This is a genomic window from Brevibacillus panacihumi (genome assembly GCF_003710985.1).
Classification (GTDB): Bacteria; Bacillota; Bacilli; order Brevibacillales; family Brevibacillaceae; genus Brevibacillus; species Brevibacillus panacihumi.
On record NZ_RHHT01000056.1, the window covers coordinates 23888 to 43747 of the forward strand.

A 19860-nucleotide genomic window follows, 5' to 3' on the forward strand; every position below is an offset into this window, starting at 1 on the left:
GACGGTCTAGGGACGAAGATACGAAAGCAATATCTCCTTAAGCATCCGTTGCTGAATGTGGATCGCGATATCTTCCTCCAGATAGGAGATCGCCGATTTCAGGCTGATATTGTTGCCGAAGGTGCCATAGGCATTGACAATAGTAATGATGGCTTCCTTGACTGGAATATCTTTGCGAATAGAACCGTCCACTTTTCCATCCTCAATGATTTTCATGAGGATGAGTGCGATCACCTTCTGGGTCTCGATATACTCCTCGATTCCGTCGAGGGATTTTTTCGCGAAGGAGGCATAGCTTTCGAATGCTTCGCGAAATCTGGCTGATTTCCATACCTCTTCTTTTTCCGTAGGGTGTCCCATCAGATAGTCCAATACTTGCTCCAATCTATCATAGGCAGAACTGTTGGCAGTAACGATTCTTTGAAAATCCTCAACGATCTTTTCCAAACAGCTTACGGCTACAGCGACGATCAATCTTTCTTTTTTGGGGAAATACCGAAACAACGTCGCAATCCCGATCCCGTCAGCGTCTGCAACATCCTGCATTTGGACGGCATCCAGTCCATTTTCCAGGAATAGCTGTTCTGCCGTTTTTACAATACTTTTGTAGCGTGCATTTTTCTTCTTTTCCCGCATTCCACCTGACATGCAAACATCCTCCATTCCCATCCATTATAACGTCTTTCTTCCAATTCCTCTTCTTCATTTGTAATGATCAGCGAATTCCACTATAATTAAAAGTGATAGTTCAACTATCACTTTTAAAAAATGAGGTGTTTCGCATGAGACTCAAGGATAAAGTAGCCATCATTACAGGGGCTGGTAGCGGGATGGGCGAAGCGGCGGCTCAGATGTTTGCCCGCGAAGGAGCAAAGGTCGTCGCCACAGATATTAATGAAGAAACGCTAAAAGCCGTCGTTGCCAAAATCGTCGACCAAGGCGGGGAAGCCATCGCGCTAAAACACAATGTAGCGTCCAAAGCAGATTGGGAAAAAGTAATGGCTGCCACTGTGGAAAAATACGGAAAGCTGGATATTTTGGTCAACAACGCCGGCATCGCGCTGGCGAAAGATTTCCTGGAGCAATCCGAAGAAGACTGGTCGCGCACCTATGCGATCAACGTCAACAGCATCATGTACGGGATGCAACTGGCGATTCCTTTCATGGAGAAAAACAACGGCGGTTCGATCGTAAACATCTCCTCCATCGCAGCTTTGACTGGAATGGCGGGAGCCGGCGCGTACACCGCTTCAAAAGGAGCGGTTCGTTCCATTACGAAAGCGGCAGCCGTCGATTACGGCAAGAAAAATATCCGCGTAAACTCGGTGCATCCTGGCTATATCGAGACGCCAATGAGTGCGCCCTCTATGGCAACCTACAAGGAATACTTTCTGTCGCAGATTGCGTTGCCAAACCTGGGCAAAGCGGAAGAAGTGGCAGCGGCGATACTCTTCCTGGCATCCGATGAAGCGAGTCATATCACGGGCATTGAACTGCCTGTGGATGGCGGGGTAACAGCAAGATAATGCTTGTCAAAAAAGCACAAACGGCTCGATACCTTTTAGGTACAGCTGCTTGTGCTTTTTTCTACAAAAACCGATGTGCCAGAGGGAAGAAGCATTCGGCTAATGCCGCAGGCTGCCGACTTTCTCTATATATTGCTTAAGAATGAGAGCATGATTGTAAGCCTCTTCCTTCTTCGCATACAAAAGTGTGATTCTCCCCTGCCCCGCCAACTTCCTGAGTTGCTCCATATAGGGCTGCACCACGGCCTGAGACAGCTCTTCGCGATATTTCACCTCAAACTCCGCAAATCTTTCCGGCTCGTGCCCGAACCACTTTCGCAATTCCGTACTGGGCGCCACCTCTTTCATCCAAAGCGCCAATTGTGCTTTCTCTTTCGTAACACCCCTTGGCCAAAGCCGATCGACAAGGATTCGCACCCCATCTGTGCTCTCGGGTTCTTCATAGATTCGCTTCACCTGTATATTGCTCACGAGATCTCACCCCATTCTTAGAAAAAAGGCACTAACAAAGGTTCGTACCTGTTAGTGCCTCATCCTATCAGCTTCTATTATTCGTGCTTTCTTCCACCCAGATACGCTTCTTTTACCTTCTCATCGGTGAGCAAGGATTCACCTGTGCCTTGGTAGACGATCTGTCCTGCTTCCAGCACGTAGCCGTAATCCGCGATTTTCAACGCTTGCTTCACGTTTTGCTCGACGATCAGAACAGTTGTTCCTTCCTGATTGATCTGCTTGATCACCCGAAAAATATCGGATACCACGATTGGCGCCAAACCCATGGACGGCTCGTCCAACAGAAGCAATTTGGGGCGCGACATGAGGGCGCGGGCAATCGCCAGCATTTGCTGCTGGCCGCCGGACATGGTGCCGCCCAACTGGGTCAACCGCTCTCGCAGGATCGGGAACCAGTTCATCATTTTCTCCATGTCTTCCTTGATGCCAGCCTGGTCATTGCGCTGGAACGCGCCCATCTCCAGATTTTCCAGGACAGTCATTTGTCCGAGAATGGCACGTCCCTCGGGTACAAGCGAAAGTCCCGCACTGACCAGCTTATGCGGCTTCCAGCCTTCCACGCGCTGTCCCAGGAAGGTAATGCTCCCTTGATCCGGAGTCAAGAGGCCAGCAATCGTTTTCATCGTTGTCGTCTTTCCTGCGCCGTTAGCCCCGATCAAAGCTACGATTTTGCCTTCCTCTACATCGAGAGAGAGATTGCGAATCGCTTTGATCTGACCGTATGACGTGCTTAAATCACGAATGCTAAGCATCCTCTTCGTCCTCCTTACCCAGGTACGCCTCGATCACATCAGGGTGATTTTGGACTTCTTCCGGCTTGCCGTCCGCAATTTTGACCCCGAAGTTGATGCAAACAACTTTATCGCACAGATTCATGACCAAGCCCATGTCGTGCTCTACCAAGAGAATGGTGATGCCCATGGCGCGGATTTTTTCGATCAGGTTCGTCAAATCCTTGGTCTCGCTCTCAATCATCCCGGCTGCAGGCTCATCAAGCAGCAGCAGCTTCGGCTCGGCAGCCAAGGCTCTGGCAATTTCCAATCGGCGCTGTTGGCCGTATGCGAGGGTATCGGAGCGAACGTCTGCCACGTTTGTCAGCCCGACGAATTCCAGCAGCTCTTCTGCTTTGGCCAGGACAGCCCGCTCTTCTTTTTTCTGTTTGGGAGTGTGCAAAAGCGAGGCCCAGAAGCCTGCTTGTGATCGGGTATGGCACCCCACTCTTACGTTATCCAGGGCGGACATATGACCGAACAAGCGAATGTTTTGAAAGGTCCGTGCAATGCCCAGCTCCGTAATTTTATGCGGCGGCATCTGATTCAACGTATGTCCGGCAAACGAAATCGTCCCGTTCGTCGGTGGGAAGATGCCCGTCGCCATGTTGAAGATCGTGGTTTTTCCTGCCCCATTGGGCCCGATCAGTCCGACGATTTCCCCTTCTGACACGGTAAAGCTAACATCGGTTAAAGCTTTAATCCCGCCGAAGGTTTTCCCGACATTCGTAAGCTGCAACAACATCATTCCACCCCTTTCGGCTGTTCATTTTGCTTCTTGGAACCGCGGCGAAACAGCTTTTGCAGGGTATCGGAGCCAATCAGTCCGCGTGGGCGCACCGCCATGACGAGAACCATGATGGCACCGTAAAAGATCATTTTGTACTCAGCCAATCCACGCAATACCTCGGGCAACGCCGTCAAAGCAATTGCTCCGAACAAGGCACCCCAGACCACTTCTGTACCGCCGATGACGGCAAAGGAAAGAATCTCCACCACTTTGTGGTAGTTAAAGTCGGTTGGTGTGATCGCCGTAGTAATGTGAGCAAAGAGTCCGCCACAAAGCCCTGCCAGTACCGAACCGATGATAAAGGCGAGCATTTTGTAGTAATTCACCTGAATCCCCATGGCTCTTGCCGCTGTCTCATCTGCACGAATCGCTTCAAACGCACGACCCAAGCGGGATGAATTCAGACGAAGAGTCAAGAACAGCACAACGAGGAATAACAGGAATAAGAAGACGAGCGTCGACAGAGATTTTATCACTGGGACAGAAAGACCCAGGGACTGCGAGGTGATCCCGACCGCCTTCATCCCGTCGTAAATATACGTTCCCAAGGATTTCAATCCCGTAATACCCAAGGCGCCATTGGTGATCTCCATGTTCAGCAAAATGACGCGAACCACCTCGCCAAAGCCAAGTGTCGCGATCGCCAGATACAATCCGTGCAGTTTCAGTGTAGGGGCCCCGATCAAGAGAGCGATCAGTCCCGCCATCAGCGCGCCTGCAAGAATCGCAACGAACATAGGGAGATCTGCGTTTTTGCTTAAAATACTGGTTGTATATGCCCCGATGCTCATAAAGCCGGCATGGCCGAGCGAGAGTTGACCGGTGGCCAGGGTAATGAAAATACTGATCGCCAGGATACAGTTCAGGATAATAAAGGTGACTACCTGTATGTTATAAGGATTTAACCATTCCATCCTCAAATCAACTCCTTTCTAGGCTTTGCGGCCAAATAAGCCCTGCGGCCTAATCAGCAAAATGAGGATGATCAAACCAAATGCTACTGCGTCACGATACGAAGAAGCCCCGTAAGCAACGGTGAACACCTCAATAACGCCCAAAATAAGACCACAAATCATCGCTCCGGGAATGCTTCCTACCCCGCCGAGGATCAACACAGCCAGACCTTTAAATCCGAGCGTCATCCCCATGGACGGAATGAGAGCAGAGTACGTCATACCGATCAGCATACCTGCGATCCCGCCGAGACTGGAGGCAAGTACGACAGTCGTTACAATGACCATATTGGTGTTGATCCCAAGCACGCTGGCTGTCTCCGTATTTTCAGCCGTTGCACGGATCGCTTTTCCCACCTTCGTTTTGTTGATCCAGAAATGCAGGACCACCATGAGGACCACGGCAATCCCCAAAATAATCAAGTCTACCGCACGAATCTGAACGGAGCCCAATTGAAAGGCTTGGCTTCCAAATGTATCCGGGACTGCACGGGAATCTGCACCAAAGAGTTTGTGCATGCCCTCTTCAAGCAAGGTGGCAAAACCAATCGTACTGATCAGCGATGCCAAGTGAGGGACGTTTTTCTTGCGCAAAGGGCGCATGGCAGTAAATTCCAGAATCAATCCGAGAATACCTGATACGACAATCGAAGCGAGAAAAGCGACCGCGATCGGCATATCAAAATTCGTAACCAAAATCAGACCGACGAAAGAACCAAAGATAAATACCTGGCCATGCGCCATGTTGATAATGCCAAGCACACCGAAAATCAGCGTGTATCCGATCGCAATCAACGAATACGTACTGCCAACGGTCAGACCGTTAACAAGCTGTTGCAGAAACAAGCTCCTTCACCTACTTTCTTCAAAATGCGGGGAAAGGGATTGCCCGAATTCCATCAGGCAATCCCTTGGTTTGAAATAAGAGCTACTTTTTACGCTTATTCAAACGGTACAAACTTTCCGTCTTTCGCTTCAACGACAACAGCTTCACCGATCGGATTGCGTCCTTCGTCAAAGGAGAGCTTACCGGATACACCTTCAAAGTCTTTGAGCTTTGCAAGCTCGTCGCGCAGCGCGTTGCGATCTGCTTTGCCTGCAGCCAGCAAGGATTGCGACATGATGTACAGGCTGTCATACGCTTGTGCCGCAAATTGGTCAGGCTTGGTGCCGTATTTCGCTTCGAACGCTTTTACGAATTTTTGTACTCTTTCATCCTGTTTCTCAGGGCTGAAAGGTGTAGCGACGATCAGTCCCTCTGCTGCGGAGCCGGCAATTTCAAATACTTTCGGATTATTAAATCCATTTCCGCCGACGATCAGGGAGTTGATGCCCAGCTCTCTTGCTTTTTTCACAACCATGGAACCTTCTTTGTACAGAGCGGAAACCAGCAATACGTCAGGGTTCAGTTGTTTGATTTTGGTCAATTGGGCGGAGAAATCCACATCGCCGATGGAGAAGGTAGTCTCACCCAGGTTTTGCAATCCCATTTCCTCAGCAGTAGCTTTCATGGTTTGGAAGCCGGATACAGAAAAGTCATCGTTTTCTGCATAAATGAAAGCCGCTGTTTTCGATCCTGCTTTCTCAATTGCTTTCTTCATGGCTGTAGGAACAGCGATCGATTCTGGCAGTGAGTTGCGGAACACGTATTCCCCGATGTCATTGATGCCTTCTACCGTATTGGAAATCCCGAAGATAGGAGTTTCTGCTTCGTTGGCAACAGGTCCTGCTGCAAGCATTTCACCGGAAAGCGTCGGACCGATGATCGCAACCACATTGTCCTGGTTGATCAGCTTGTTGACCGCGTTAATCGCGCTCTCCTTTTTACCGCCTGTATCTTCGTATTGAATCTCAATCTTCAATTTCCCTTTATTCGCTTCGTTCAGCTCTTCCAAAGCCAAATCCAGGCCTTTTTTCTGAGCTTCTCCATAAGCGGCGCTAGAACCGGAAAGAATGAAGACACCGCCGATTTTTGCGGTAAATTCTCCGGCGCTTTCTGCTGGAGCGGCAGTATTTGTCTCAGGTGTCTCTGCTGTGCCGCTTGAAGTCGAAGCTCCGCTAGAACAGCCTACAAGCAGGCTTGTCCCCAGCAACGCCGACAGTAATGATTTGGTAATCCCCTTCATGAGTAATCCTCCTACTTTTATCTTTCTTAATATTTAGTAATAATAATGTAAAGTACTATAAAAGGCAATCATTCAGTGACAGAAAACTACGAATGATGTTGAAGAATGGTGACAGGGTGAGACAAAGCGAAAAAAGACACTACAGGCTAGTAGTGTCTTCTTGTTGTGTTTTCGGTTCTTATTCGGCTTCCCCTACCACGGTAAAACGGGTATTTCGGTGTTCCGGATGCTCCAGCTCATCCACGACTGCAATGGCATAATCAGCGTAACTGATGTAGCTTTGACCTTGCTGGTTCGTGATGAGGCGATCTTTCCCTTTTTGGTATGAGCCTGTCCGCTTTCCTTGGGGATCAAAGAAGGCTGCCGGGCTGATGAAGGTCCACTCTACGCCGGTAGATTGTTGCAAATCCTGGAGATTTTGTCCCTGGTTGAGCGCGGTAGGATAATACTCCTTGGGAAAATCAGGTGTATCCATGACGCGGGTGGTTTGATCCTCGTCGACATACAAGCTGCCTGCTCCGCCAACGACGAGCAGTCTGGTGGATAAACCGCTGAGCGCTTCGATCAGCACACGGCCCGCCTTTACATGAAGGTTTTCATGGCCTGGAGCCGCTCCAAATGCATTGACCACTGCTTCAAAAGGCCGAAGATCATCCGCTTTCAACTCAAAGATGTCCTTTTCCAGTACCTCGACCTGTGGATTCTGCACCTTTGCCGCATCACGCACAATCGCTGTAACCTGGTGACCTCGACGCAGTGCCTCTTCCATGATCAGACGTCCTGCTTTCCCGCTGGCTCCAATAATCGCGATCTTCATTCGATGTTCCTCCTCTATCGTTCCAAGAATCAAATGTAATTAACTTAGTTACATGTAATATAATATGTTACAGGTTGGTTGTTTGTCAACGCGGACAGGTTCGCTATAATGAACAAAGATGTCTAAGAAAGAAGGCGAAATCGATGTCGATCAGCAGTCGGTTTGCTGTAGCCATTCACATCCTCTCTCTCCTTGGAATGAACAAGGATCAGGTGAATACTTCCGAATGGATTGCAGGCAGCGTCAATACAAATCCTGTCGTGATCCGAAAAATTACCGGATATCTCAAGAATGCCGGTTTGGTCCACGTTCGCCCGGGTGTCGCAGGTGCCAGTCTGGCTCGGGATTTATCTGAGATCTCTCTGCTGGATGTCTACAAAGCCGTTCAGGTTGTACCCGAAAATGAATTGTTCGGGATTCACGATCAACCCAATCCAGCCTGTACCGTCGGCCGAAACATCCAACAGGCCATCGAGCCGCTTTTTGCCACTGCCCAGCTCGCATTGGAAAAAGCGCTGGGCAATGTGACAATAGCCGACGTGGTGAGCAATATTCTGGAGCGGGAGCGGCTGCGTTCAAATTGAAGCATGCCGTTCCCGTCTATTCTTCTTCGGCGTCCATTTTCTTTCCGAGCGGGGTCGCAATTCCATCCATGCTCACTGCATTTTTTTCCTTCCAATAGGTTTCCAAGCCTGCTGATCCTTTATTCTCGGCCCATTGGATCAATCGGTCCCGCTCTCCCTGGTAGGACAATAAAGGCATGCTGAAGCCGCAGGAGGTTTTGACGGAGTGAAGATCGGCCACGATGATTTGCCTTGTTCCGGGCAGCATGTCAAATAGCGGGGCCACTTCCTCCCATTCCGCGGAACCGGGCAAATAGACAGAAGCGTTGCCATACAGTCGCAGAATCAACGGTTTTTCTCCAAAAGAAACAAACATGAATGTGATGCGGCTGTTTTCATGCAGGTGCGCGCTGGTCTCGTTGCCGCTCCCGGTCAAATCAAGATAGGCCACTTTATTGGGAGACAAAATACGGAAGGTATCGTACCCTTTTGGCGACAAATTGACATGTCCCGTCGCAGCCGCCGTTCCCACGAAAAAAAGAGGCTGCCCTTTCATAAATGCTTCATGCTCCGGCATGATGGATTCAAAGACTCTGCCCATACCCCAACTCTCCTCTATGAACGTCGTTTTCTCTCTTTATACCATATTCTCCCTTGCGAACAATTTTTTCTACAAAAAAAGCCGTTCTCGAAGAACGACTCTCCTGCTAACAAAGCCTGTCATGTCCGCTTTTCCCTCACACTCAAAATAACTCCCAAAATAATGATGAATCCTCCGAACAAATCGGATATACGCAATACTTCATGAAGGAACACGGTTGAAAAGAGTACGCCGAAAATAGGCACGAGGTTCATCAGCGCCACTGCAGTGCTAGAACTGAGGGTGCGCAGTCCATAATTGTAAAGCATAAAGGCTGCAACAGAGCAGAAAACGCCCAGGTAGAGCAATATCCAAAGAGACTCCGCGCTCGGCACCTGCCATCTGGATCGCTCCATGAAGGCAAGCGGAATAAATGCTACTGTCCCTGCAATCGTCTGGTAAAACGAGACGGTTACCATCGAATGCTGTTTGACAACTTTTCGCGTGATAAAGCTATAAGCTGCAAACACAAAACCCGCCAAAATCAGGATTATGTTGCCTGTAAGCTGCCCCGAGCTCTCCCCCGGGCTGCTACCCGAGATCACATACACTCCGATGACTGCCAATACAATCCCTAGTGCCTTCACCACAGAAATTTTCACACGAAAAAAAATAAATTCCAGGAGTGCAGTTATCGCTGGGTATGAAGCGACAATCAGTGCGGCGCTCGATGCTGTCGTCAACTCAAGTCCGATATTTTCAAGCGCAAAATAAAGAGTGGTTCCCAATACTCCGCTCAGCCCCATTAATCCGATGTCCTTCGGTGCTGGTCTGACGAATTCTTTTCTAGCTAACATGATCGCGCCTAAAATCATCGAGGCAATGACAAAACGGGCGGCTCCCAATGTAAGAGGCGGAAAGGAACTGTAAGCAATCTTGGTCCCCACAAATGAGGTGCTCCAAAGCAAAATCGCAATAATGGCAGCAAGCAAGTAAAGGCTGCTATTTTTTTGAGCCTTTGTCAGTATTACTTTCTGGATCTCATTTGACGTATCCATGGTGTACCTCCAAGGGATGAGTAATGCCATCAATATAGTTGCTACTTTGGTAGCTACGCATTTACAGATATAACATTGGCATTATTACCTGTCAAGTGTAATAATGGGAATAAGAGCATATCGGACTTTTTCAAGAAGCGGCGTCTGGGAGGTTCACATATGAAATCAGAAGTCATAAGGATCCTGCAAGATTTGAATTTTACCGAATACGAAGCCAAAGCATACCTGGCGCTTCTGGATAAATCTCCTTTAACGGGATATGCCATATCATTGAACTCGGGTGTGCCACGTTCGAAAATATATGAGGTGTTAAACGGAATGGTGGAGCGCGGTGACATCATGATCAGCCACGAAGATCCTTCGTTATATACGCCACTTCAGCCGCAAGAGCTCATCCGATTGAAAAAAAGTAAACTCGTATCTTCATTAGAGGCTGCCGAAACTGCACTTGCCCACTACTCTTATGTCTCCTTAAATCGGGAAAACATATGGAACATCACCGGATGCGAAGCCATTTTGAGCCGTACGGCGGAAGCGATCAATCGGGCTACCGGACGTGTTTTACTGGAGATCTGGACAGAAGAAGCCAAGCTGTTGGAATCAGAGCTGAGGATGGCGGCTGAACGAGGCGTCGAGATTCTGATTGTCGTATATGGAGAATTGCAGTTTGATTTTGCACAAGTGTACCCACATGATTCAAGTGAAGAGATTACGCGGGAATACGGCGGACGCTGGATTGTGGCTAGCATCGACGACCGGGAAGTGGTCGCAGGCGTCGTCTCTCTTGGAGCGGACAGCCGCGCCGCATGGACCATGCACCCGGGTCTCGTCATGCCGATCACCGAGGTAATCATCCATGACTTGTACATTTACGAAATGATGCAGGCACATCGTGAAACACTGGAACAATCATTTGGTCCCGATCTGATCGAATTGCGGAAGAAGTATAACATCGGGCCGTCTGGCTACAGTATGGCGATGAAGCTAGGATTGGAAAACCCGCTTCAAAACAAAGGGATTTGAAGAAAAGCCGTATCTTCCCTCCATGGGTCGATACGGCTTTTACGATGTTTATTCTGCTTTATTGCTTTCTGTATAGATTTGAAACGTAACGCCGAACTTGTCCCTTACATTTCCAAATGCCGGGCTGAAAAAGGTTTCCTGCAGCGGCATGTTGACCTTGCCGTCTTGTTGCAAGGCGTCGTAAAGCTTCTTCGCCTGTTCCGCATCGTTCACCTGGATACAAATGGTTACATGGTTCCCTGCTTGAATGGGCTGCCCTGGGAAAGCATCGGAGAACATGAGTTCTGACTCGCCTACTTTTAGCATAGCATGAGCGATGCGATTTTTGGCTTCTTCCGGCAAAGGAAAATCCGGATTTTCCGGCATATCGCCAAATGCTTGCAGGGAAAGAATCTGGGCATCCAACGCTTTTTCATAGAAATCGATCGCTTCTCGGGCATTCCCGTCCATGACGAGATAAGGTATCAAACGCAAGCTCATGTATAAACAGCCCTTTCTTTGCTTTGTTTTGTGAATCTCACACTCCTATTATAGGATTCAAACACAGTGGAGATTTCTTTCAGATTGCTCTGATCAATATTTTTTGCGGAAATAACGCGTAAGCTTCATGATCAGCAAGACGACGATCACGATCGCAATCCCGATGCCGAAACCCTTCAAATAGCGTTCCACCATTTCAAGCATGTATTGCCATTGCTCGCCAAAAAAATAACCGATTCCGAAAAAGACAGCCACCCAGATCGCCAGGCCAGTATAGGCGTAGAGCAACACATTGCGAAAAGGAACGCGAATAATGCCCATGAAGTACCCGATGAACTGTCTGATGCCAGGAACAAAAAAACCGACGAACAGAAGCTTGTCTCCATACTTGTCATAATAGCGGCGCGTATTCTCCAAATGAGCAGGTTTGATAAACAGCCACTTTCCATAACGGGCGATCAGCGGTTGCCCCAATCGATAGCCCAAAAAATAGGTGATGGTAAACCCGACGGTAGCCCCGATATAAGCCGCCAGGATCGCGCTCCCGCCGTGAAGGACGCCTTTATAAGAGAGAAAACCCGTATAAGTCAGGGTGCTGTTCCCAGGGGGGATGGGCAAAGCGATAAAATCAAGCGGCAATCCGATCAACAGAACAAGATAGCCGTACTGGGCAAACAAGCGTTCAACAATCTCAATCAATTGCATGGACAAGCTCCTCGTGAAATCCTTAGTGGAATGGTAACATGTTCGCGAGCCAGTTGAATACTTCCTCTATCCTGGCACCAAACAGATCCTACTCCTTTTACGTACACTGTGCAAATTGGTTACAAGCGAGGAGCTTGCTGCTAACCTTTGGTTTCCCTCTCTTGCTTGACGATTTTGGGTACCCGATCGACTATTCCTTCCGCGTCCTGATTTTCCATGTAATGAGCGAGGGCAGCCAGCTTGTTGTCCCAGAACTGTTCATAGTACGCGAGCCACTGCTTTAACTCCTGCAGGGGTTCCGGCTGCATGCGATACCGGGTCTCCCTCCCGACCTTCCTCTCCTGGACCAGCCCAGCCTCCGCTAAAATTCGCAAATGCTTCGAGACAGCCGTACGACTGATCGGAAAATGGCCGCTGATAACGGTGACAGGCATCTCCTGCTCGACCAATAGCTGCAGGAGTCTGCGGCGCGTCGGATCGGCGATAGCTTGAAAAACATCGTACTTGGGCGCAGATGAAGCCATTTTATTTCTCCACGTATGTGCCCAGCACTTGGATGAGTTTTTCCCAGCCACTGTCCATGTTTTTGCGGATTTGCGAATGGGGAGCTCCAAATTCGGTGACCTGATCAGCACTCCATCCCGAATGGATCAGCGTAAAGACCGTGTACTCTCCCTCTTCCTGCAATTCAAATGTCAGCGTCCAGTCCTTCCCCCAGCGAAAAGCGAGGCGGTGAGGTGCTTCTACCACCGTCACCTGGCAAGGCGACATCCCGAATTGACCAGCATTTAGATGAAAGGAATGGCCGACCTCGGCTACCAGATCATTGGGCATAAACCATGCTGACAGGCCTTCCGACGTCGCAACCGCGTCCCAGACCTTTTGAATCGGCGCATGAAAACGCATCGTTCTGCGAATATCAGGCAATGTCTCGTGTTGGTTTTCTTTTTCTGTCATCTCGATCATCCTCCATTACGAAACCTTTTCGTTTCATATTCGAACCTCATATTACGACACCTTTTGGTTTCGTGTCAAGCATATCACGGAAAGCGCTGCTAGACTCGTCGCTCCTACTATTCCGCGTGCCTCACAGATTTTATACAAAAAACCATCTTCACCACAGGTCATGAAACCTGGTGAAGATGGCAGACAGTTGGCTTGGTCCTGTTTATGGCGAATCCGACGCGGATACGGGACGAATATAGCGTGACAGCATGCCATGCTTCGGCGAGCAAAGAAAGCTGAACAGGAACACGAGTCCTGTCGCGAAGGCCATGGAGCCTGAGATGGACGTATCCAGCCAAACGGCGATCATATAGCCGACGATCGCGGAGATGACGCCGAAGGAGCTGCTCAGAACCAGCATGATGGATAGCCGATCCGTCCAGAGATAAGCGGATGCTGCCGGTGTAATCAGCATTGCGACCACCATGATTGCCCCTACCGCGTCAAACGCCGCGACTGTGGTGACTGAGACGAGTGACATGAACAGATAGTGCATGAAAACGACCGGTATCCCAATGCTCGCGGCCAAACCCGGGTCGAATGAAGTGATTTTCCATTCCTTGTAAAAGGTGAGGATGACCAGCAGCACCACAGCCAACACTACAAGCAAAATAAATGTGGCTTCGGGAAACTCGCCAATCCAAGGAAGCTCTATGACATTCCAAGGTACGAAAGTAATTTCCCCCATGAGTGCATGCTGAATATCCAAGTGGGCATTCCCAACCTTGGTCGCGATCAGGATCACACCAATGGCAAACAATGATGTAAACACCACGCCGATCGCAGCTTCCTGCTGAACTCCTCTCGCGTGAAACCACTGCACCAGAACAGCTGTCAACAATCCTGCCAGAACGGCGCCGATTAACATATGAATGCCGCTCAGCTCCCGCGTGACCAGATATGCCGTTACAATACCGAGGAGCACGGTATGGCTGATCGCATCTGCCATCATGGCCATGCGCCGCAAGATCAAAAATACACCAATCAACCCGCAGGACAAGCCTACCAGGGAAGCGGTGAGCAATATCCAGGCTGTGTAGCTCATCCTACCTCTCCTCCTCTCTGCGGTCCTTTCGCTCCCGATGCCGCCGCATACCGAAGCTCTCTTTTTTGCAGCCGTATTTGCAACGCTTTTGTCAACAATCCCTTCTCCACTCCAAAAACGAGCGACACGACAAACAGGACCGAAGATGCGAGTACAATAAACGGACCGGTGGGCCATCTTACCCCCAGCGTGCTGATCAACGTGCCGATCATACCCGAACCGCCGCCGAATATCGCGGACAGAATTACCATCCATTTGAACGAATGGGTCCAATACCGCGCGCTGACTGCCGGGATAATCAATAGGGCTGCCATCAAAATGACACCAACCGCCTGAATGCCGATCACAATCACCATGACAAGAACAGCGAGATAGATTCCATCCATCAATCGGCGCGATAAGCCAAGCCCGCGCGCAAAGTCGGGATCGAACAGAAATAACTTCCACTCTTTGAAGGCGAGCGAGACGACAAGGATGACAATAGCCGCAAGCACCAGCATCGTGTATACATCTTTTCGCACCATCGATGCGGCCTGCCCGAAGATAAAGCTGTCCAGGCCGCTTTGGTTTCCCCCTGCAAAGCGATTGACGATGGTCAGCATCATGATGCCCAATCCAAAAAATACGGATAGAATCATGCCCATTGCGGTATCTTCCTTGATTCGGCTGGAAGAACGAATCCATTGGATCATCAGTGCCCCGAGCAGAGCGCTAATCGCAGCCCCGCCAATCATGACCGGCATGTTTTTCGTCCCAATCAGCCAAAATCCAATGACCACGCCGGGCAGGGCCGCATGGGACAATGCATCACTCATGAGACTTTGGCGCTTCCAGTAGGCGAGACATCCGATCATGCCGGATGCCATGCCCAGAATCAACGTGCTGAATAACACCCACTGCGCATTTGCAGACAGAAGCATTCCCATCTCTACGCCTCCTTCATCCAGCGAAGCGTCCCGCCATAAGCGTGGTACACATTGTCCTTCGTGAATACCTCTTTTGTCTTGCCGTGTGCGACAACGGTTCTATTCAAAAGCAGGACATGATCGAAATAATCCTCTACCGTCTGTAAATCATGGTGGACAACCATGACGGTTTTGCCTTTGTTTTTCAATTCCTTCAACGTCGTCATGATGGCGTGCTCGGTGGCTGCATCGACCCCGGCCAGCGGTTCATCCATGAAGTACAGATCCGCGTCCTGGACCAATGCCCGCGCGAGAAACACACGCTGCTGCTGACCGCCGGAGAGCTGGCTGATCTGTCTCGATGCATAATCGGCCATCCCCATCTGCTCCAGGGAAGCCAGCGCTTTTTCCCGATGACTCCGGGTAGGCCATTTCAGCCAGCCAACCTGTCCATACAAGCCCATCATCACAACATCAAGCGCGTTGGTCGGAAAATCCCAGTCTACAGATCCGCGCTGCGGTACATAGCCGATTCGTTTTTTCATCTTGCTGTGCGTCGATCCGAAGAAAGAGACGGAACCGGACAGCTTCGGGTGTAGCTCGAGCATGACCTTTAACAACGTCGATTTTCCCGCGCCGTTGGGACCGACGATGCTCGTCAGCGATCCTGCCTGCACCTGGAAGCTGACGTCATGCAAAACCTTGTTTTTCCGATATGAAGCAGTCAAATCCGCTACCTCCAGAACACTCATGCTACTCGTCCTCTCCATTCGAGCGTTTTCATCATTCGCGCTCGCGTGATACAACCTATCATTCTCAATTCAAAAGGTGCCCGCCTATTGATTCAAGGCATGGAAGATCGTCTCGACATTATGGCGGTACATCCCGATGTAGGTACCCTCCGGAGTGCCGGCGTCACCCATGGCATCGGAGAATAGCTCTCCCCCGAGCCTGACTTCCAGCCCTGCGCTTCCTGCCCCTTCGATTACGGCTTTAATCGAATTTTGATTGATGCTGCTCTCCACGAAAACGGCAGGAATCTTGTGCGCCAACAACAGCTCAATGGTAGATTGGATGTCGGAGATCCCGATCTCATCCTCCGTGCTCAATCCTTGCAGACCGACTACCTTCATCTCATGCAGCCTGCCGAAGTAGCCAAATGCATCATGCGCTGTCACGAGAACTCGTTTTTCCTGAGGAATTTGCTTGAGCTTTTCCTGTGATTCGACCTTGAGGGCGTCCAGTTCTGAAAAGTATTTTTCTTTATTGCCTTCAAAATATTCGGCATGCTCGGGGGCAAGCTTTTTCAATTCTTCGGTGGCTGTCGCAAGCGCAATCTTCCACAGATCAATATCGAACCATACGTGGGGATCTAACTGACCCTCCTCATCGCTGAGCAGTTTTTCTTTCGGGATCGCCTCCGCAATGGCTGATACCGGTTTGGATTTGCCGATTTGTCCAAAAATGTCTATCATGTTTCCTTCCAGATGAATGCCGCTGTACAATACCAAATCAGCACTCTCGAGTTTTTTGATATCCCCCTGCGTGGCATTATACAAATGCGGGTCTACCCCAGGACCCATCAAACTGGTTACCTGTACTTTGTCCCCTCCGATGACCGCGACGGGCTCTGCAATCTGTCCAATGGTCGTTACAACGGTGATCGTCTCTTTCTTCTCTGAAGTCTCCGTACTGTTTGGCGTATAAGTCGCTCCGCAACCTGTCAAAAACAATGACAAGGCGAACACACTTACTCCGACCTTACGTATGGCTGCTATCATACCTCGATTTCCCACACTCTTCTCCTCCTGAAAATATGCTCGTTCACAAAAATGTTTCCTTAAGGCAAATTTTATTGCTATATACAAAATATATTCCTCAGGCTAAATTTGTCAAGATTTTTCCTGTGACAAAATTTCCGGCCTGTCCGAAATGCTCTTGAGACAAAAAAAGAAGCATCATCTCCATCGATGTGGAAATGATGCTTCTCGCTTCCAACACGGCTTACCCATTGCTGGAATCTGTCTCATTTTCTTTTTGTTTCTTGTCTTTTCTGCGTTTAAACCAGATCACCAATGCCAGCAAAGGAATGGCTGCAAGGAAGATGTAGAGGGATACATCCTTCGCCATATGTGCAGCGGCTCTGCCATACAGGTAAAACAGGATGCCGACCGCATAGAATTTGACTGCTCTCCCAATAGCCGCATAAGCAATCAGTCTCCATAACGGAAAGTGCAAGCACCCGGAGAGAATCGTAAATACCTTGAACGGAATAGGCGTAAAGGAACCGACCAGAATCGCCATTTCCCCGTTTTTCTGAAACATGTTGGTCGCGGAATCAACCCAGGATTTTTTCAGGATTTTATTTAAGAATTTGTCCCCGGCAAATTTCCCGATCATGTAACCAAACGGCGTACCCAGAAGACAGGCGATGTATCCGACGGTAGCAAGCCATATTGCTGAAGACGGATCGAGGATGCTGAGTGATACCTGCAAAACAAAAGCGGGTATGGGGAAGATGACCGCATCTATAAACGAGTGGATAAACAACCCCCAGGGTCCTAATTCTTTGAGCAATTCGACTAGATTATGAAGCATTGCACAACTCCTATCCTCGGCAAACCCCTGGGTCAACAATGCCTTTTTCTCTGGATTTTATAGAAAATTCAACTCGTTCTACCTCATCTTCCTCCATGAAGCTTGTAACATGTGACCCAGTGAAACAAACGTCATCATGAAAGAGATGGCCCTATCCATACTTGCAGAGCACAGATTTCGACGTTGCCGGACAGCGTATTGGGCAATGGAAGATTCGAGTACAAAATACCCTATACGGATATTATAAAAAAGTTAACGTGAGAAAGCTATCCTAGCAGACATAAAATTCGTCAAATTCAGCTAAAAATAGCAAATGGGTCTCCCTTTTAAATCAAAGCTATCGTTTTCTCACTGCTGCTCTCTTTTATTATGCACTGTTTAGACATGCTATACAAGTACAGAGAATGTTTACAAATTCTTTTCCTTTCTCTGCGGAACAAAAAAAGCAGCTTCTACTTGTGGTGCGGGTAAGGGACGGCTAAAATAATAGCCTTGAATTTCCTCGCAGGAATTCCGGGTCAGGAATTCGAGCTGGTCCTTCGTTTCGATTCCTTCTGCAATGACGTCCATTTTGAGGTTTTTCGCCATGGAAATAATAGTAGAGACGATCGCCTGATCATTCACATTTCTCGTGATATCCGCTATAAAAGAACGGTCGATTTTCAGTTTGTGAATCGGGAACTGCTTGAGGTAGCTAAGGGAGCTGTAGCCCGTGCCAAAGTCATCCAAACTAATTTTTACACCGAAATCATCTAATTCTTGGAGAATGCTCTTCGATACCTTGGCGTCCATCATCATGCTCTCCGTGATCTCCAGCTCCAGATATTTCGGCTCCAGTCCGGTTTCCTCCAGGATTTCACGGATGTAATCGATCAGATTGGGCTGATGGAACTGCTGGGAAGAGAGATTGACCGAGACGGGATTGAGCGGCCCCCCCTGCCAAGTGCCATTCACGCATCTGACGGCAGGCCTCCCGCAGCGTCCACGTGCCAATCTCATGGATCATCCCTGTCTCTTCTGCGATCGGGATGAAAACACCAGGAGACAAGATGCCTTTTTCAGGATGATTCCAACGGACCAGCGCTTCCACACCAATCATCTTATTCGTTCCTGTTTGGATCTGCGGCTGGTAGTAGAGCACAAATTCTTCCCGCAGTATGGCTTTGCGCAAATCCGCTTCCAGTTCTATCTTCGTATGTAAATGCTCGTCCAATTCGCTGGTGAAGAAGCGATAGCTGTTCTTTCCGTTCTTTTTCACTTCATACATCGCCTGATCTGCTTTTTGGAGCAGCTCTTCTTCGTTGGTACCATGATCGGGATACACGGCGATTCCAACACTCGCCGAGACATAAAAATCGTTTTGCTTCAAGTGATAAGGGACTTCGATGGCCGCAACCAGACTTTCTGCCAGACGAGTCACAGCCCCCCTATTCGGACACTCTTCACAGATCAGGGTAAACTCATCTCCCCCCATACGAGCAACCAAAGCCTGATACCCTTCCGCACATGCGAGTATCCGCTTGCTTACCTCTTGCAAAAATTGGTCCCCATAGGTATGGCCTAGCGAATCATTAATTAATTTGAAGCGATCGATGTCCAGCATAAGGACGGCAAACTTCGTCCGATTCTTCTCGTTGCGGGCGATAGCCTCCCGCAGGACTTTCTGGAACATGCGGCGATTGGGCAGACCAGTCAGTTCGTCATGATGCGCTTGATACTCAACGAATTCTTTTGCTTTTTGCTCTACTTCACGCGTTTTTTCCTCATACGCTTCCAAAACCAGCTCCTGCTCGAAGCTGAGCAATTTCGTAATGGCTTGGATAAACCGGTCATAGTGTGGCAGTTCGTTTCGCATTTCATGGGCAATACGCAGCAATGTGTTTTGCAGATTCTGGAACGCTCCCAGATACCATTTTGGCGGCAACCCGATTTTTTGATGCACCAGGGCAATTTTCAACCGCTTTTGGATGAATGCCTCATCGATTTTTCCCGAGAACATCTCAATCAAGTGGTTGGATAACGTGAGACGCAAACGCTCTACTGTCGTGTGTTTTGTGATGATTTCTTTTAGCTTGCCGACGTGAAGAATCGATTCATAGAAGGAGGAAGTAATCTGCTCAATGCGAGATACAATAACAGGTCGGAAAGCTGAAATGAGAGACAAATCTTCCTCTGTTAAGTGGATCATATTCATTTGCAGTATGATATCCGTGTTTCCTGATATGGAGATATACCCGCTATTTTCCATCGCATTGCGCTGCTCATCTTGCTGACCAAATGTATGCTGGTCGTTGCCCATTCTTCCCGCCCCTTCTCCTTGCTCTCCCTCAAAGGATTTTCCATAGTTTAGGAATATTGTATCATGCTGGAGGACTACCATTAATCGATAAATTTCACAAATAT

22 protein-coding genes and 1 pseudogene are annotated in these 19860 nt (G+C 49.0%); 3 read left to right on the plus strand and 20 right to left on the minus strand.

All coding sequences use genetic code 11. From position 1 onward, the window contains the following. Positions 1–6 precede the first annotated feature (6 nt). Entirely contained in the window at positions 7–648 is a 642-nt protein-coding gene (locus EDM58_RS20755) for a TetR/AcrR family transcriptional regulator (protein WP_246000922.1), read from the minus strand. A gap of 134 nt (positions 649–782) precedes the next feature. On the opposite strand from EDM58_RS20755, the gene EDM58_RS20760 reads away from it, so the two are divergent. After that, complete coding sequence (locus EDM58_RS20760) at positions 783–1526, plus strand: SDR family NAD(P)-dependent oxidoreductase (protein WP_122915016.1); 744 nt, start codon at positions 783–785, stop codon at positions 1524–1526. Positions 1527–1625: 99 nt separating this feature from the next. Here the strand turns inward: EDM58_RS20760 and EDM58_RS20765 are convergent, their stop codons facing one another. The 7 genes from EDM58_RS20765 to EDM58_RS20795 all read right to left on the minus strand — a co-directional run bounded on the left by EDM58_RS20765 (position 1626) and on the right by EDM58_RS20795 (position 7495). Next, positions 1626–1997, minus strand: coding sequence for a DUF488 domain-containing protein (locus EDM58_RS20765; protein ID WP_122915017.1), 372 nt, complete (start codon positions 1995–1997; stop codon positions 1626–1628). Positions 1998–2074: 77 nt separating this feature from the next. Beyond that, on the minus strand, positions 2075–2791 hold the full coding sequence (locus tag EDM58_RS20770) for an ABC transporter ATP-binding protein (RefSeq protein ID WP_122915018.1): 717 nt from the start codon (positions 2789–2791) through the stop codon (positions 2075–2077). Next, positions 2784–3554: an ABC transporter ATP-binding protein gene (locus EDM58_RS20775; protein ID WP_122915019.1), complete on the minus strand. Its 771-nt coding sequence runs from the start codon at positions 3552–3554 to the stop codon at positions 2784–2786. The genes EDM58_RS20770 and EDM58_RS20775 overlap by 8 nt, the downstream gene beginning before the upstream one ends. Then, on the minus strand, positions 3554–4513 hold the full coding sequence (locus EDM58_RS20780; RefSeq protein WP_122915020.1) for a branched-chain amino acid ABC transporter permease: 960 nt from the start codon (positions 4511–4513) through the stop codon (positions 3554–3556). The genes EDM58_RS20775 and EDM58_RS20780 overlap by 1 nt, the downstream gene beginning before the upstream one ends. A gap of 18 nt (positions 4514–4531) precedes the next feature. Further along, positions 4532–5398 (minus strand): branched-chain amino acid ABC transporter permease, encoded by an 867-nt coding sequence (locus tag EDM58_RS20785; protein WP_122915021.1) that lies wholly within the window; start codon positions 5396–5398, stop codon positions 4532–4534. A gap of 95 nt (positions 5399–5493) precedes the next feature. Continuing rightward, on the minus strand, positions 5494–6678 hold the full coding sequence (locus EDM58_RS20790) for an ABC transporter substrate-binding protein (RefSeq protein WP_122915022.1): 1185 nt from the start codon (positions 6676–6678) through the stop codon (positions 5494–5496). A gap of 178 nt (positions 6679–6856) precedes the next feature. Then, the gene (locus EDM58_RS20795; RefSeq protein WP_122915023.1) at positions 6857–7495 is read right to left on the minus strand and encodes an NAD(P)-dependent oxidoreductase; all 639 of its coding nucleotides are present in this window, start codon (positions 7493–7495) and stop codon (positions 6857–6859) included. Positions 7496–7638: 143 nt separating this feature from the next. Between EDM58_RS20795 and EDM58_RS20800 the strand changes: the two genes are divergently transcribed. Further along, positions 7639–8079, plus strand: a complete 441-nt coding sequence (locus tag EDM58_RS20800) for an Rrf2 family transcriptional regulator (RefSeq protein WP_122915024.1) — start codon at positions 7639–7641, stop codon at positions 8077–8079. A gap of 16 nt (positions 8080–8095) precedes the next feature. Here EDM58_RS20800 and EDM58_RS20805 read toward each other — a convergent pair whose 3' ends face one another. Both EDM58_RS20805 and EDM58_RS20810 read right to left on the minus strand, forming a co-directional pair. Then, the gene (locus EDM58_RS20805) at positions 8096–8659 is read right to left on the minus strand and encodes a pyridoxamine 5'-phosphate oxidase family protein (RefSeq protein WP_122915025.1); all 564 of its coding nucleotides are present in this window, start codon (positions 8657–8659) and stop codon (positions 8096–8098) included. A 119-nt stretch (positions 8660–8778) separates the two neighbouring features. Beyond that, positions 8779–9696, minus strand: coding sequence for a DMT family transporter (locus EDM58_RS20810; protein WP_122915026.1), 918 nt, complete (start codon positions 9694–9696; stop codon positions 8779–8781). A 159-nt stretch (positions 9697–9855) separates the two neighbouring features. On the opposite strand from EDM58_RS20810, the gene EDM58_RS20815 reads away from it, so the two are divergent. Beyond that, positions 9856–10719: a TrmB family transcriptional regulator gene (locus EDM58_RS20815; protein ID WP_122915027.1), complete on the plus strand. Its 864-nt coding sequence runs from the start codon at positions 9856–9858 to the stop codon at positions 10717–10719. A 48-nt stretch (positions 10720–10767) separates the two neighbouring features. Here EDM58_RS20815 and EDM58_RS20820 read toward each other — a convergent pair whose 3' ends face one another. From EDM58_RS20820 to EDM58_RS20865, 10 genes and pseudogenes are all read right to left on the minus strand, one after another. After that, positions 10768–11199, minus strand: coding sequence for a VOC family protein (locus tag EDM58_RS20820; protein WP_122915028.1), 432 nt, complete (start codon positions 11197–11199; stop codon positions 10768–10770). Positions 11200–11292: 93 nt separating this feature from the next. Then, positions 11293–11904 (minus strand): DedA family protein, encoded by a 612-nt coding sequence (locus EDM58_RS20825; RefSeq protein WP_122915029.1) that lies wholly within the window; start codon positions 11902–11904, stop codon positions 11293–11295. A gap of 140 nt (positions 11905–12044) precedes the next feature. Continuing rightward, positions 12045–12428, minus strand: a complete 384-nt coding sequence (locus EDM58_RS20830; RefSeq protein WP_122915030.1) for an ArsR/SmtB family transcription factor — start codon at positions 12426–12428, stop codon at positions 12045–12047. Between the two features lies 1 nt (position 12429). Next, a complete protein-coding gene (locus EDM58_RS20835) occupies positions 12430–12861 on the minus strand; it encodes an SRPBCC family protein (protein WP_122915031.1) in 432 nt (143 codons plus the stop codon). A gap of 211 nt (positions 12862–13072) precedes the next feature. Further along, positions 13073–13954, minus strand: coding sequence for a metal ABC transporter permease (locus tag EDM58_RS20840; protein WP_122915032.1), 882 nt, complete (start codon positions 13952–13954; stop codon positions 13073–13075). Next, positions 13951–14880 (minus strand): metal ABC transporter permease, encoded by a 930-nt coding sequence (locus EDM58_RS20845; protein WP_122915033.1) that lies wholly within the window; start codon positions 14878–14880, stop codon positions 13951–13953. The genes EDM58_RS20840 and EDM58_RS20845 overlap by 4 nt, the downstream gene beginning before the upstream one ends. Positions 14881–14882: 2 nt before the next feature. Next, a complete protein-coding gene (locus tag EDM58_RS20850) occupies positions 14883–15611 on the minus strand; it encodes a metal ABC transporter ATP-binding protein (RefSeq protein ID WP_122915034.1) in 729 nt (242 codons plus the stop codon). Positions 15612–15695: 84 nt separating this feature from the next. After that, positions 15696–16640, minus strand: coding sequence for a metal ABC transporter solute-binding protein, Zn/Mn family (locus EDM58_RS20855; protein ID WP_122915074.1), 945 nt, complete (start codon positions 16638–16640; stop codon positions 15696–15698). A 223-nt stretch (positions 16641–16863) separates the two neighbouring features. Further along, entirely contained in the window at positions 16864–17457 is a 594-nt protein-coding gene (locus EDM58_RS20860) for a YqaA family protein (RefSeq protein WP_122915035.1), read from the minus strand. A gap of 408 nt (positions 17458–17865) precedes the next feature. Beyond that, positions 17866–19837 (minus strand): annotated as a pseudogene (locus EDM58_RS20865) (EAL domain-containing protein). Positions 19838–19860: the final 23 nt, after the last annotated feature.

Coding starts and splice junctions, on each gene's coding strand:
- EDM58_RS20795 (WP_122915023.1), bottom strand. CDS start 7,495: ATGAAGATCGCGATTATTGGAGCCAGCGGGAAAGCAGGACGTCTGATC.
- EDM58_RS20800 (WP_122915024.1), top strand. CDS start 7,639: ATGTCGATCAGCAGTCGGTTTGCTGTAGCCATTCACATCCTCTCTCTC.
- EDM58_RS20810 (WP_122915026.1), bottom strand. CDS start 9,696: ATGGATACGTCAAATGAGATCCAGAAAGTAATACTGACAAAGGCTCAA.
- EDM58_RS20820 (WP_122915028.1), bottom strand. CDS start 11,199: ATGAGCTTGCGTTTGATACCTTATCTCGTCATGGACGGGAATGCCCGA.
- EDM58_RS20850 (WP_122915034.1), bottom strand. CDS start 15,611: ATGAGTGTTCTGGAGGTAGCGGATTTGACTGCTTCATATCGGAAAAAC.
- EDM58_RS20755 (WP_246000922.1), bottom strand. CDS start 648: ATGTCAGGTGGAATGCGGGAAAAGAAGAAAAATGCACGCTACAAAAGT.
- EDM58_RS20770 (WP_122915018.1), bottom strand. CDS start 2,791: ATGCTTAGCATTCGTGATTTAAGCACGTCATACGGTCAGATCAAAGCG.
- EDM58_RS20825 (WP_122915029.1), bottom strand. CDS start 11,904: ATGCAATTGATTGAGATTGTTGAACGCTTGTTTGCCCAGTACGGCTAT.
- EDM58_RS20835 (WP_122915031.1), bottom strand. CDS start 12,861: ATGACAGAAAAAGAAAACCAACACGAGACATTGCCTGATATTCGCAGA.
- EDM58_RS20840 (WP_122915032.1), bottom strand. CDS start 13,954: ATGAGCTACACAGCCTGGATATTGCTCACCGCTTCCCTGGTAGGCTTG.
- EDM58_RS20815 (WP_122915027.1), top strand. CDS start 9,856: ATGAAATCAGAAGTCATAAGGATCCTGCAAGATTTGAATTTTACCGAA.
- EDM58_RS20860 (WP_122915035.1), bottom strand. CDS start 17,457: ATGCTTCATAATCTAGTCGAATTGCTCAAAGAATTAGGACCCTGGGGG.
- EDM58_RS20760 (WP_122915016.1), top strand. CDS start 783: ATGAGACTCAAGGATAAAGTAGCCATCATTACAGGGGCTGGTAGCGGG.
- EDM58_RS20845 (WP_122915033.1), bottom strand. CDS start 14,880: ATGGGAATGCTTCTGTCTGCAAATGCGCAGTGGGTGTTATTCAGCACG.
- EDM58_RS20830 (WP_122915030.1), bottom strand. CDS start 12,428: ATGGCTTCATCTGCGCCCAAGTACGATGTTTTTCAAGCTATCGCCGAT.
- EDM58_RS20855 (WP_122915074.1), bottom strand. CDS start 16,640: ATGATAGCAGCCATACGTAAGGTCGGAGTAAGTGTGTTCGCCTTGTCA.
- EDM58_RS20790 (WP_122915022.1), bottom strand. CDS start 6,678: ATGAAGGGGATTACCAAATCATTACTGTCGGCGTTGCTGGGGACAAGC.
- EDM58_RS20780 (WP_122915020.1), bottom strand. CDS start 4,513: ATGGAATGGTTAAATCCTTATAACATACAGGTAGTCACCTTTATTATC.
- EDM58_RS20775 (WP_122915019.1), bottom strand. CDS start 3,554: ATGTTGTTGCAGCTTACGAATGTCGGGAAAACCTTCGGCGGGATTAAA.
- EDM58_RS20805 (WP_122915025.1), bottom strand. CDS start 8,659: ATGGGCAGAGTCTTTGAATCCATCATGCCGGAGCATGAAGCATTTATG.